Here is a 12,185-nt window from a genome sequence, read left to right as displayed (position 1 = left end):
CCTGAGGGGATGAAACAGATGAGCGATCGCACCACGGGCGCAACTCCGGCCGCCGGCCTGCCGATCAACCCGCCGCCGCGGCTGCTGATGGGCCCGGGTCCGATCAACGCCGATCCGCGCGTGCTGCGCGCCATGTCAGCTCAGCTGGTCGGGCAGTATGACCCGTCGATGACGGCCTACATGAACGAGACGCAGCAGCTCTACCGCGGCGTGTTCCGCACCGAAAACGAGCACACCCTGCTCGTGGACGGCACCTCCCGCGCCGGCATCGAAGCCGCTCTCGTCTCCCTGATTGAACCCGGCGACCGGGTGCTGGTGCCCATCTTCGGTCGTTTCGGCCATCTGTTGCGCGAGATCGCGGAACGCGCCGGGGCCGAGGTGCACGTGCGCGAAATAGCGTGGGGTCAGGTCTTCACCCCCGCCGCGATCGAGCAGGCGATCCGTGAGACGCGCCCGAAACTGCTCGCGGTCGTGCACGGCGACACCTCCACAACCGTGATGCAGCCCCTCGACGAACTGGGCGCCATCTGCGCCCGCCACGGCGTGCTGTTCTACACCGACGTCACCGCGTCGCTCGGTGGCAACGCGTTCGAAGCGGATGCCTGGGGCCTCGATGCGGTCACGGCCGGCCTGCAGAAATGCCTGGCCGGGCCCTCCGGATCGGCGCCCTCGACCTTCTCGCCCCGCGCGGCGGAGGTCATCACTGCCCGCCGCAGCGTCGAGGCCGGGCTGCGCGAGAGCGGCGACTCCGGTCTCGGGGTCGGGCGCAGCGTCATCCGCTCGAATTATTTCGACCTCGCGATGCTGTTCGACTATTGGGGTGCGCGCCGGCTGAATCACCACACCGAGGCCACGACGGCCCTCTACGGTGCCCGCGAGTGCGCCCGCCTGCTGATCGACGAGGGCCTGCCCGAGGCCATCGAACGTCACCGCCTGCACGGCGCCGCGATGCTCGCCGGCGTGCAGGGCCTCGGGCTCGACGTCTTCGGCGACCTTGCCCACAAGATGAACAACGTCGTCGCCGTCGTGATCCCCGACAGCGTCAACGGCGATGCCGTGCGCGGCTCGCTGCTCGCGGACTTCGGCATCGAGATCGGCACCTCCTTCGGGCCCCTGCACGGCAAGATCTGGCGCATCGGCACGATGGGCTTCAACGCCCGCACCGACACCGTCATGACGACCCTCGCGGCCCTCGAACAGGTGCTGCGCCGCCAGGGAGCGGCGGTCACCGGCGGCGGCGGTGTCGGCGCGGCCTGGGATGTCTATGCGGATGCCGTCGGGGGCGCCGCGTGAGCGCCGTCGACGACCGGAAGCCCGGCGGCGCGCCCGCGAGCACCGCGGCATCCGTCGTGCTGGAACGCTGCGACGAACTCGCGACGTACACGAGTCTGCCGGGTGGCCTCATCGAGCGGGTCTATCTCTCGCCGCAGCACGCCGCCGTCAACTCCCGCACCGGGCAGTGGATGCGCGCGGCCGGCCTCACGACCTGGCAAGACTCCGCGGGCAATCAGTGCGCCCGCCTCGAAGGCCACCGCGCGGGACTGCCCGCGCTACTGCTGGCCTCTCACCTCGATACCGTGCCGAGCGCCGGACGCTACGACGGTATCCTCGGCGTGCTCATCGCCCTCGCGGTCGCCGAACGCATCAACGCCGGCGTCGCCCCGGCCGACCGCCCGGTGGCCCTCGAGGTGCTCGCCTTCGGTGACGAAGAGGGCACCCGCTTTGGCACCACCCTGCTCGGCAGCCGCGCGGTCGCCGGAACCTGGGACCCCGACTGGTGGAGCCTCGAAGACGCCGACGGCGTCACCCTGCACGACGCCTATCTGGCCTTCGGCCTCGACCCGGCAACGGTTGGCGACGCCGCGCGCGCGCCGGTCGAGCTGGTCGGCTACCTCGAGGCGCACATCGAGCAGGGGCCGGTACTCGATGAGGCCGGGCTGCCGCTCGGTGTCGTCACCTCCATCGCGGGCGCCCGCCGCTTTCAGATCGTCGTCGAGGGCGCCGCCGGGCACTCCGGAACCCCCTGGGCGCGCCGCCGCGACGCCCTCGCCGGCGCGAGCGAGGCCGTGCTCGCCATCGAACGGATTGCCCGCGGCGAGGCCGGCCACTCGAGCGGACTCATCGCGACCGTCGGACACCTCGCGGTGTTTCCCGACGCGGTCAACGTCATCGCCGGCCGCGTCGAATTCAGCCTCGACCTGCGCGGCGAATTCGACGACGCCCGCGACGCGGCCTGGCTCGGCATCAAGGCCGCGATGACCGCGATGAGCGAGCGCCGGGGGCTGCGAGTCACCTGGCAGCAGACACATTCGGCGCCGGCCGCCCACTGCAGCGAACGGATGCGCCGGGTCGTTGCCGCGGGCATCCGCGCAACAGAACGGGCGGGCGCAGACCCGGCCGCGCCGCCGGAACTGTTCTCCATGGCGGGCCACGACGCGATGGCCCTCGCCGCGGTGACCGAGATCGGCATGCTGTTCGTGCGCTGTGCCGGGGGAGTGAGCCACCACCCCGATGAGTCCGTCACCGAAGCGGATATCGCCCGCGCGGTCGACGCGCTTGAGGCCTCCGTTCTTGAGCTGTTCGAGCAGTACCGGAGCGAGCCGGGCGTCGAGGGAACAGCCTCATGACCGTGGTTAACATAGGCCAGCGCATCGACGGCCAGTACGGCGAGCTGTCGCCGCAGGAGCAGCGGGCGGCGGACTTCATCCTCGACCATCTGAGCGACCTCGCGGTCTACAACGCCTCCGAGCTCGCCCGGTTGAGTGGGGTGTCGAAGGCGACCGTGTCGCGGCTGTTCCGCAGGCTCGGCTTTCAGGATTCCGCGGAGGTGCGCGAGCACGCCCGGGCGCTGCGCAGCTACGGCTCGCCGGTCGGCGGACCGGGGGCCTCGGCCGGCACCCCGTCTCGGCTCGCCGCGCACGTCGAGGCCGAGCAAGAGAACCTGCGCCGCCTGCTCGTCGGGGTCGAGGACGGCCGCCTCGACGAGGCCTCCCGCCTGGTCGCGTCGGCCCGGCACGTGCTCGTGATCGGCATGCGCAACAGTTATCCGCTCGCGCTGCACCTGCGCGAACAGCTCATGCAGTCCCGCGACCGGGTGACGCTCGGCCCGGTTCCTGGGCAGTCGATCGGGGAGGACCTCGCCGAACTCGGCCCGCGCGACGCCGTCGTTCTGTTCGGCTTTCGGCGCCGGGCGAGCGGGTTCGCGCAGCTCGCGACGGCGATCCAGCGCCGGGGGATCCCGCTCGTGCTGATCGCGGATTCCTCCGCCCGAAGGCACAGCGACAAGGCGACCCACTGGCTCGAGTGCCCCATCGACAGCGTGTCGGCCTTCGACAGCTACGCCGCGGCCATGAGCCTGGTCAACCTGCTCGCAACCGGTGCGATGGGCGCGCACGTGCGCGAGAGCCGTACCCGCATCGCCGCGATCACGAGCGCCTACGAAGACCTCGACGAGCTCGAGGTTCCCTGGTGACGGCAGGGCTTGTCGAGTTCACCTCCGGTCGACCGGGAGCGCGCCCGATGTGGGTAGGCGCTACGCCCGTTACCGTAGCGGTCACCCAGATCGGGGGCGCTCGCCGCAGATCACGGGCTCTCGCGTTCCGACCGCGACCGCAAGCCCGGGGCGGCGGGCGGCGCGGGTGGGGGCGGGCGGCGCGCGCCCTAAGCTGACGGTATGTCCCCGTCCCTCCTCACCCTCTCGCCGAACCAGCTGCGCGAGCCGCTGCACGCCTGCCTCGCCGTGCCCCGCTGGATCGACGCCGTCGCCGCGCACGCTCCGTACGCCTCGACCGCCGACCTGCTCGATGTCGCCCGCGACGCGGCCCTGTCGCTCAGCCGCAGCGAGGTCGACGAGGCCCTCTCGGAGCATCCGCGCATCGGTGAAGTGCCGGTGACCGCCCCCGAACAGGCCCGCCGCTTCTCCGCCGCCGAGCAGGACTCCGCCGACGCCGGCGATGAGACCCTCGCGCTGGCCGTTGCCGACGGTAATCGTGCCTATGAAGCGCGCTTCGGCCGGGTCTTTCTCATTCGCGCGGCGGGACGCACTCGCGCCCAGATCCTCGCCGAGTTGCTGCGTCGCCTGCAGTTGCCCGACGATGAGGAGGCCGAGATTGTGGGCCAGGAGCTGCGTGATATCGCCCTGTTGCGCCTCGAAGCCCTCGCCGGGCGGGCCGATTGAACACCCCCGCCCCCGCCCCCGCTCCCGGCCCCGTGCGCAGTGCCATCACGACTCACGTGCTCGACGCGGTCACCGGACGCCCGGCGGTCGGCGTGCCGGTCGAACTGCAACAGCTCAGCGGCCTCGACTGGAACCAGATCGGTCGCGGGGCGACGGATGCCGACGGTCGCCTCGCATCCCTCGGTCCGGCAACCCTTCCCCCCGGCCGCTACCGCGTCGTCTTCGACACCGGCGAGTATTTCGCCCGCACGGCCACGCCCACGTTCTACCCGGAGGTCGTCGTGTCGATCGAACTGCACGCGACACCGGGCCACGATCACGTGCACGTGCCCCTACTGCTCAGCCCGTTCGCGTACTCGACCTACCGCGGCAGCTGACGCCGGCGCCGGCGCCGCCTTCTCGCCAAGTGTCACAGAACGCCCTCAACTCCGATACCGCTCAGTAAGCATTTGTATAGTGATTTCTGGTTCGTGGCAGGGTTGTGGCCAGTGCGCGCGGTGGAAACGTTTGGAAAATTGCCCCCCGCGACTCACCGACGGGCGACCGAAGAACTCCGTATTCGAAGTGCTGTCGGCAAGATCCAGAATCGTCCCATCAATGGAGACCAAGCGCCGGCCCGCCAATCAGAACCCGGTGTCTTTGGCCCCGCCAACGGTTTCGCGCAGGCTTATGCGGCCTGGCTCCGCCGGGCTTGAGATGCCCCATTTTGGGGCTACGTGTGGACTTGGTGTGGGCGCTGATGGTGGGGAAAATAGTGAAGGACTCGAATAAGGGGCGCAGATGACCGTGACTCCTCTCGGATTTTGCCACGAAGGCAATGCCCGTGGACGGTACGTTTCCGGCGTCAACGAGCGCAGTGTCCAAAGCATCATCGACCGCGGTGAAGAGAATTTCGACGAACTGTGGAGCCTTACCTGGTGGTTCGAGCCCGGCCTGGAGATACCGGGTGCGCATGAATTCGAGGAGAACCTGACCAGAGCCGGGACGATCGCCAAGCTTCGGGGGTGGAAGGTCGATTGGCTCGACGCCCAGTCAACGGTGTTCGCTGAGGGCCATTGGTTCGATACCGAGCCGTGGCTCGCCTGGAAGCACGGCTGGCGAAGGCGTGGAATCGGCCATCGATCCGTTACCCTTGAATTCGCGACCTGGAGCTACCTCTCCCCATTCGGTTCCTCGCCCCGGCCAAGAAAGATCCGCACCTCGCAGGGCGCCTGTACTCTCATCAGAGACCTCTTGGTCGATGACGATGAGACGTTTCGAGGCGAGACGGCGAACCGCGTTGTCGACGCGCGGGTCGGATTAGAGCGCGTAGTCGAGGCCGCCGCCAATATCGGATTTGGTTTTGCGATGGTTCCGCGCGTGGGGTGTCTGTCCGAAGATGCGAGCCTGACCGAAGTAGTTTTTTCGTCCGCTCCTGCGGACGCGCTTGTGAGTACGATTCTTGCGGCGGTGCGAGAGGCCGATGATCGCTGCGAGGGCAATATTGAGATGTTTAACTCGGCTCCTTGGTGGGCACGACGGTGTGCGCGAGGCCCGTCCTACGATTTTCTTTCGTCGGTGGTCGGCCTTGCCCGCACCGACTATTGCCTTGCACTAGTGCCGCTTGGGGTTGATTTCATCAACGTCGAGCTCCCCGAAGATCCTTGGGCCGAGATCCGCGAAGCTGTGGCGGATTAGCGGAGGGAGCAGTAATGCCGAAGCACGCTCGCCTGCGGCGAGATCTGCCGGTGCGAGTGCAACGGTGATCGGGTCGTCGACGACGCGGGCGCCGCCTGACGGAACCGGCGGTCAGCATGCACAGAACGCCCCATCAGCGGCTGGGGAGGCGCCGGCTCACAGCCCGGCGGCGGGCTCCTGCACGCGGCGCCCCTGCACGTAGACGCCGGTGATAGCCGGTTCGCGCAGCCCCATCAGCAGCGCGAACAGGGTCTGCTCCGCCAGGGTGGGGGCATCCGCTTCAGCAGCCACCCCGGCAGCAGCGGGCGAGCGGATGCCGTGATCCACCACCCGGGACAGCGGTTGCCACAGCTCGGGGTCGATGAGCAGAAAGTCGGCATCCTTGCCGAGGTCGAAGTTGCCGTACCGCGCCTCCATATCGAGGGCGCGCGCGCCGGCCAGGGTGCCGGTGAAGAGCAGCGCGGCCGGGTCGAGGGCGACGCCCGCCTCACCGGGCTCGGACAGGTGGGTCTTATAGGCGTCGTTGAGTACCCGCGCGACGAGCCATTCGTCGCCGGCGCCGACATCCGTGCCGATGGCCACGGTCACGCCCGCGGCGATCGTGCGCAGCCACGGCATCGTTCCCGAGCCCAGAAACTGCTGCGAGGTCGGGCAGTGCGCGATCGACGACTCGGTCTCGGCGAGTCGGCCGAGTTCACCGTCGGTGCAGTGCACCGCGTGCGCCAGAATGCTGCGCCGCCCCAGCAGGCTCGCCCCGCCGCGCGTCGACCCGGGCAGAAACAGGCCGTCGTAGGTGTCGAGATACGTCTCGACTCCATAGACCGCTTTCACGGCGTCGATCTCACCGGTGACCGGCCGATTGTTCTCGTTGAGGTGACTGTGAAAGTACACCCCCTGGGCCCGAACCCGCTCGTACAGCGCGCCCAGCCCGGCGAGCGTCTCGGGCGTCACCGACAGGCTGAAGCGGGGCACGAGGGCGACCTGCAGCAGCGCCGTCGTCGGGTCGCCGGTGTCGACGGCGTGCCAGCGGGCGATCTCCTGCTCGGCCAGGCGCAGCGCGTCGGCCTCGCTCGTCAGCAGCGTCTGAGCGGCGGGCGAGCCGACCGTCTGGATTCCGCGGCCGCTCACCACGCGCAGGCCGGCCCGGCGGGTCTCCTCAAACAGTGAGTCCTGCGCGTGGGCGAAGGCCGAGCCGAAGACGAGCGCGCTCGTCGTGCCGGCGGCAATGCGAGCGCGGGTGAAGTCCCGGGCGACCTGCGCCGCGAAGTCAGGGTCGGCCAATCGGGCTTCGGCCGGAAAAATGCAGGTCTCGAGCCATTCGAGCAGTTGGCCGCCGCCGTAGGCATCCGTCGCGTAGGTCTGCGCAAAGTGCAGGTGGGTGTCGACGAATCCCGGCACGATGAATCCGGCCATGGTCACCGGAAGCTGCGCGAACTCGGGCGGCAGGGCGGCGAAGTCTCCGACCCAGGCGATGGTGCCGGTCGGGCCCGTGACGAGGGCACCGTCTGGCAGCGACACGAGGTGGTCGCGGGCCTGCTGCACGGTGGGCGCTCCGGCAACGTGAAAGACGTGGCCGCGGTAGACGTGCGCGCGGCTGCTGGACGTGGTGCCGGGGGCGGCGACGGAGGCACCGGGCCCGGCTTCTGCAGAAGAAGTCACCCCCTATTTTGCCATATCCGCTGTGTGTAGCGTCTCGCCGCGGCACCCCGTCACAGCACCCGTCACACGAGCCCGGTGTACGAGTCCCACGCCGGGCCGGCATCCGCTGCGTCGTCGTGCAGCACCGTGGCCTGGATCAGCCCGTAAGGCCGGTCGGCCGCGTGGAACACCTCGTTCGTGTTCGTCACCCCGAACGGCGCCAGGTCGTAGAGAAAGTGATGCTTGTTCGGCGCCGACAGCCGGATCTCCGCGATGAACGGGCAGGCCTCGAGCACGGCCTTGCCCATCTCGTACAGCGTCTGCTGCAGGGCGAGGGAGTGCACGAGGGCGAACTGGCGTACCAGAATCTGCTTGATCTGGGCATACGCCGCCTCCCAGTCCACCTCTGTCGTCGAGAAGCGCCAGCCCGCTTGGAGCGAGGTGGCCATCACCCGGTCCCCGGTGGGCTCCAGCAGCGTGTACTCGTCGTGCATGAACCCGGTGAACTCCGACCCGGTGGATTTCAAAATGATCAGGTCTTTCAGTCCGCCGACGACCCAGGTTCACTGACCCTGCCCGGTGCCGTCGACCGTGATCGCGGCCGTGCGCACCTCCTGCCCGCGCCGCACCCAGGTGTGGTCGTGCTCGGCGCCGTCGATCACCACGCGTTGCCAGGCGAACTCTTCGATCTCGATGCGCGCGGTCTGCACCGGTTTGATGTGGTCGACGAAGTGCCCGGCGAGGTCGAGGCCGTAGCTCTCGATCGACAGCAGCCCTTTCTCCTTCGCGAACGAGTACGCGGTCTGCTTCTGCGTGTCGGTCGGCAGCACCTGAGACTGGTCCCCGGCGAGGTGCGCCGCGGCGAAATCCCCGCGCAGCGCCGTCGACACGCTGATGTCGTGAATCTCGTGCCGCGGCGAGTCGCGGTAGATGCGCACGATGCGGTTTTCCGCTTTGCCGTAGCGGTTGGGGCCGAGAACGATCGCCATGGAAACTCCTTCAGTTGCGCTGGTGCGGATGGAAAGTATCAGGGTCGGCGCAGCACCCCGAGCGGAACGCCGGCGATGCCGTCGTCGACCGCGTAGACGGATGCCCCGCCCAGCCAGGTGCGCTGCACCCGGCCCGTGAGGGTGGTGCCGTCGAAGGCGCTGATCGGGTTCTTGTGCCGAAGTTGGCTCGCGTCGACCGTGAAAGACTCGGCGGGGGCGAAGGCGACCAGGTCGGCATCCGCTCCGAGAGCGATGCGGCCCTTGCCGGGCAGTCGGGCGAGAGCGGCGGTGGCGCCGCTCATCCAGCCGAGCACCCGCTCGAGGCCGATGCCGCGGCTGGCCGCGGCGGTGCAGACGGCGGCGAGGCTCAGCTGCAGGCCCGAGATTCCGCCCCAGGCCAGGCCGAAGTCGCCGCCGTGGCCGAGCTTCAGGGCGCGCGTCGAGGGCGAGTGGTCCGAGGCGATGCAGTCGATCACGCCCGACTCGAGGCCCTGCCAGAGCAGGTCACGGTTGGCAGAGTCGCGAATAGGCGGACAGCATTTGAAGGCCGTTGCGCCGTCGCTGATCTGCTCCGCGCTGAAGAACAGGTAGTGCGGGCAGGTTTCCACGGTGATCGGCAGTCCCTCGGCGCGGGCCGCCGCCAGGGCGGGCAGCGGGGCAGCGGAGGACAGGTGCAGAATATGGGCGCGCACCCCGGTGCGGCGCACGGCCTCGATGACGTGGCCCACGGCATCCGTTTCGCTGCGGTCGGGGCGGCTGGCGACAAAATCGCGGTAGGCGTCTCCGCCGCCGTTGACGGCGCCCGCCAGCACCTCCGGATCTTCGGCGTGCACGAGCAGCAGACCGTCGAAGGCGGCGATCTCGGTGGCCGCCGCCTCGAGCTGGTCGAGCGACAGGTGCTCGAACTCGGGCACGCCCGAGGGCGACAGAAAGGCCTTGAACCCGAACACTCCGGCGTCGTGCAGCTCGCGCAGGCTGCCGAGGTTGCCCGGAATCGCCCCGCCCCAGAAGCCCACGTCGACGGATGCCTTCGGCCCGGCCACCCGCCGCTTTTGTTCCAGCGCGCTCACCGTACAGGTCGGCGGCAGGCTGTTGAGGGGCATATCGATGATCGTGGTCACGCCGCCGGCGGCCGCCGCGAGGGTCGCGCTCGCGAAGCCCTCCCAGTCGGTGCGGCCGGGTTCGTTGACGTGCACGTGGGTGTCGACGAGGCCGGGAACGAGCATCTGGTCGTGCGGCAGCAGCACCTCGTGCCGCGCAGCAAGGGCGGTGTCGAGGGGCTCGATCGCCACGATCCGGCCGCCCCGCACGGCGACCGCGGCCGGCACGAATTCGGCGCCCACGAGCACGCGCTGGCTGCGAATCACGAGGTCGAAGGTGGCTGACATCGTGCTCCTTTGGTCGGGCGAATGGTCGGGCGAATAAGTCGGGCGAATAGCGGGCTGACCGGCCCCGACACGGGCCGTGAGACCGACTGTACTGAAATTTGTGGGTCGGTATCGGGCGGTTCTGAAACATGTGTGACACACGAAATGCGATCGTCGCATCCGGTGTCGATCGGTAACCTGAGCGACGCATCCCCGGTGTCGAAGCGACACACGGCGGGCCTACCGTCGGGTCAACCAGACGCGTTCCGCGCCCGGTTTTGTCGCCCGCCGGCGCAGCAGCCGGCCCGCCCGCACCGAGAGGCCCCCATGACCCAGCCCCGAGGATCCGAACGCTTGGCCGTTCACCCCGTTCGTCGCACCGTGAAGACGGTGGCTGCCGCCCTGCTGATGTCCGTCGTGCTCAGCGCCTGTGCCGCCACCGAACCCGATTCCGGGGCAGCGGATGCCGCGGCCGACGGCTTCGGCGCCGCCAGCATCCAGCTGTCCTGGATCAAAAACGCGGAGTTCATGGGCGAAATCGTCGCCGAGAGTGCGGGCTATTTCACCGACGCCGGGTTCGACTCGGTCGATCTGGTGGCCGGACCGCCCTCATCCGTCGAAGCGACCGTCATCTCGGGAACGGTCGACATTGGAATCGGCAACGCCATTTCGACGGGCACCGTCATCGCGAACGAGGGCGCCCCGCTCAAGATCATTGGGGCGACCTACCAGAAGAACCCGTTCTCGATTCTGTCGCTCGAGGACAACGGCAATATCGCCACGATCGACGACCTCACGGGCAAGACGATCGGCGTGCAGGCCAGCAACCTCAACCTCTGGGAGGCCTTTCTCAAGGTCAACGAGATCGACGAAGACGAGGTGACGACCCTGCCGGTGGAATACGATCCGACCCCGCTGTTCAACGGGGAGGTCGACGGCTGGTTCGCCTATGTCACGAATGAGTCGATCGATGCCGACCTCATGGGCCTGAATCCGGTCAACCTGCCGCTGGCCGACAATGGCCTGCCGTTTGTCGCCGAGACCTTCACGGTGACCGACGAAGCCCTCGAAAACGACCGCGAGAAGCTCAAAGCGCTGCTCGTGGCCGAGATCCGCGGCTGGACAGACGCGCTGAAGGACACCGACATGGCCGCGGCACTCGTCGTCGAAGGCTACGGCAGCGAATTCGGCCTGACCATCGAGAAGGAGACCCTGCAGGCCCAGATCCAGGCGGCCGACCTCGTCGTGAGTGACGAGACCGCCGAGAACGGCCTGTTCACGATCAGTTCCGAGCTGCAGGGCCAGAGCATCGCGACCCTCGCGGCCGCCGGAATCACGGTGACGGCCGACCAGCTCTTCGACCTCACGCTGCTCGACGAGGTCTATGCGCAGAATCCCGAACTGCTCGACTACGCGAACTAGGCTCTGGTTGTGGTGACCGAGCCGAGCACGGGGCTGCACATCAGCGCCCTGCACAAGGTCTTCACGGTCGGGCGCAAGCCCGTTGTGGCACTCGAGAACGCGACCCTGCACACCGACAAAGGGACGTTTCTGTCGCTGCTCGGCCCGTCGGGGTGTGGAAAGTCGACGATCCTGCGCATCCTGGCGGGGCTCGAGACGGCGACGAGCGGCACGACCTTCGTCGACGGCAAGACTCCAGCCGAGTTGAAGAAGGACCATCAGCTCGGTATCGCCTTTCAGGATTCCGCGCTGCTGCCCTGGCGCAGCGTGCGTGGCAACATCAGGCTGCCGTTCGAGGTGGCGCGCCTGGCGGTCGATGAGGCCTATGTCACCGAGCTCATTCATCTCGTCGGCCTCGACGGGTTCGAAAAGGCGAAACCGGCGCAGCTGTCCGGCGGCATGCGCCAGCGGGTGTCGATCGCTCGCTCGCTCGTGCTGAAGCCCTCGGTGCTGCTGCTCGATGAGCCCTTCGGAGCGCTCGACGACATGACCCGGCAGCGGCTCAACACCGAGCTGCTGCGCATCTGGACGCACAAACCGGCGACGACGCTCATGGTCACCCACGGCATCGCCGAGGCGATCTTTCTCTCCGACCAGGTTGCCGTGATGAGCGCGCGGCCCGGGCGGGTGAAACAGGTGATCGAGATCGATCTGCCGCGACCGCGGCATCCGGAGATGATGCGCACGCCCGAGTTTCATGCCCTGCACGACCAGGCCTCTGAGCTGCTGTTCGGCGACGCGGAAGCCGGCCCCGACACGGGCGCCACCCGGGATGCCGACGGCGGCCCGGCCGCAGCCACCGGTGCCGCGGTGAACCTTGACCCGGGCCGCTCGACGGCGCTGGCCGGCACGACCTCGGCCCGGGCGGCCTCGGCC

10 protein-coding genes and 2 pseudogenes are annotated in these 12,185 nt (G+C 68.7%); 8 read left to right on the top strand and 4 right to left on the bottom strand.

The window, feature by feature from the left end:
- The first annotated feature begins 87 nt into the window (after positions 1-87).
- The 6 genes from E3T55_RS04315 to E3T55_RS04290 all read left to right on the top strand — a co-directional run bounded on the left by E3T55_RS04315 (position 88) and on the right by E3T55_RS04290 (position 5,854).
- On the top strand, positions 88-1,293 hold the full coding sequence (locus E3T55_RS04315; RefSeq protein ID WP_198418519.1) for a pyridoxal-phosphate-dependent aminotransferase family protein: 1,206 nt from the start codon (positions 88-90) through the stop codon (positions 1,291-1,293).
- The gene (locus E3T55_RS04310) at positions 1,290-2,627 is read left to right on the top strand and encodes an allantoate amidohydrolase (protein WP_134518348.1); all 1,338 of its coding nucleotides are present in this window, start codon (positions 1,290-1,292) and stop codon (positions 2,625-2,627) included. The genes E3T55_RS04315 and E3T55_RS04310 overlap by 4 nt, the downstream gene beginning before the upstream one ends.
- Positions 2,624-3,472, top strand: a complete 849-nt coding sequence (locus tag E3T55_RS04305; protein WP_134518347.1) for a MurR/RpiR family transcriptional regulator — start codon at positions 2,624-2,626, stop codon at positions 3,470-3,472. Before E3T55_RS04310 ends, E3T55_RS04305 begins: the two co-directional genes overlap by 4 nt.
- Positions 3,473-3,673: 201 nt before the next feature.
- The gene (gene uraD, locus E3T55_RS04300) at positions 3,674-4,177 is read left to right on the top strand and encodes a 2-oxo-4-hydroxy-4-carboxy-5-ureidoimidazoline decarboxylase (RefSeq protein WP_134518346.1); all 504 of its coding nucleotides are present in this window, start codon (positions 3,674-3,676) and stop codon (positions 4,175-4,177) included.
- Positions 4,174-4,554: a hydroxyisourate hydrolase gene (uraH, locus tag E3T55_RS04295; protein ID WP_241992863.1), complete on the top strand. Its 381-nt coding sequence runs from the start codon at positions 4,174-4,176 to the stop codon at positions 4,552-4,554. Before uraD ends, uraH begins: the two co-directional genes overlap by 4 nt.
- A gap of 403 nt (positions 4,555-4,957) precedes the next feature.
- Complete coding sequence (locus E3T55_RS04290; RefSeq protein ID WP_134518345.1) at positions 4,958-5,854, top strand: hypothetical protein; 897 nt, start codon at positions 4,958-4,960, stop codon at positions 5,852-5,854.
- A gap of 156 nt (positions 5,855-6,010) precedes the next feature.
- Here E3T55_RS04290 and E3T55_RS04285 read toward each other — a convergent pair whose 3' ends face one another.
- The 4 genes and pseudogenes from E3T55_RS04285 to allB all read right to left on the bottom strand — a co-directional run bounded on the left by E3T55_RS04285 (position 6,011) and on the right by allB (position 9,869).
- Positions 6,011-7,513 carry an amidohydrolase family protein gene (locus E3T55_RS04285; protein WP_134518344.1) on the bottom strand — a complete coding sequence of 501 codons (1,503 nt, stop codon included), beginning with the start codon at positions 7,511-7,513 and terminating at the stop codon, positions 6,011-6,013.
- A 62-nt stretch (positions 7,514-7,575) separates the two neighbouring features.
- Positions 7,576-8,040, bottom strand: a pseudogene (gene pucL / locus E3T55_RS21140) (factor-independent urate hydroxylase); the annotation flags it as partial.
- Between the two features lie 15 nt (positions 8,041-8,055).
- Positions 8,056-8,481, bottom strand: coding sequence for a hypothetical protein (locus E3T55_RS21135; RefSeq protein ID WP_420897966.1), 426 nt, complete (start codon positions 8,479-8,481; stop codon positions 8,056-8,058).
- Positions 8,482-8,519: 38 nt separating this feature from the next.
- A complete protein-coding gene (gene allB / locus E3T55_RS04275) occupies positions 8,520-9,869 on the bottom strand; it encodes an allantoinase AllB (protein ID WP_134518343.1) in 1,350 nt (449 codons plus the stop codon).
- 306 nt (positions 9,870-10,175) lie between these two features.
- On the opposite strand from allB, the gene E3T55_RS04270 reads away from it, so the two are divergent.
- On the top strand, positions 10,176-11,270 hold the full coding sequence (locus E3T55_RS04270) for an ABC transporter substrate-binding protein (protein ID WP_134518342.1): 1,095 nt from the start codon (positions 10,176-10,178) through the stop codon (positions 11,268-11,270).
- A 9-nt stretch (positions 11,271-11,279) separates the two neighbouring features.
- Positions 11,280-12,044 (top strand): annotated as a pseudogene (locus E3T55_RS04265) (ABC transporter ATP-binding protein); the annotation flags it as partial.
- Positions 12,045-12,185: the final 141 nt, after the last annotated feature.

Origin of the sequence: Cryobacterium frigoriphilum (genome assembly GCF_004403305.1) — a bacterium.
In the GTDB taxonomy this organism is placed as follows: Bacteria; Actinomycetota; Actinomycetes; order Actinomycetales; family Microbacteriaceae; genus Cryobacterium; species Cryobacterium frigoriphilum.
The sequence above is the reverse complement of the archived record's forward strand: the minus strand, read 5'-3'. Positions and strand labels throughout refer to the sequence as shown.

Coding starts and splice junctions, on each gene's coding strand:
- E3T55_RS04315 (WP_198418519.1), top strand. CDS start 88: ATGGGCCCGGGTCCGATCAACGCCGATCCGCGCGTGCTGCGCGCCATG.
- E3T55_RS04305 (WP_134518347.1), top strand. CDS start 2,624: ATGACCGTGGTTAACATAGGCCAGCGCATCGACGGCCAGTACGGCGAG.
- uraD (WP_134518346.1), top strand. CDS start 3,674: ATGTCCCCGTCCCTCCTCACCCTCTCGCCGAACCAGCTGCGCGAGCCG.
- E3T55_RS04290 (WP_134518345.1), top strand. CDS start 4,958: ATGACCGTGACTCCTCTCGGATTTTGCCACGAAGGCAATGCCCGTGGA.
- E3T55_RS21135 (WP_420897966.1), bottom strand. CDS start 8,481: ATGGCGATCGTTCTCGGCCCCAACCGCTACGGCAAAGCGGAAAACCGC.
- allB (WP_134518343.1), bottom strand. CDS start 9,869: ATGTCAGCCACCTTCGACCTCGTGATTCGCAGCCAGCGCGTGCTCGTG.
- E3T55_RS04270 (WP_134518342.1), top strand. CDS start 10,176: ATGACCCAGCCCCGAGGATCCGAACGCTTGGCCGTTCACCCCGTTCGT.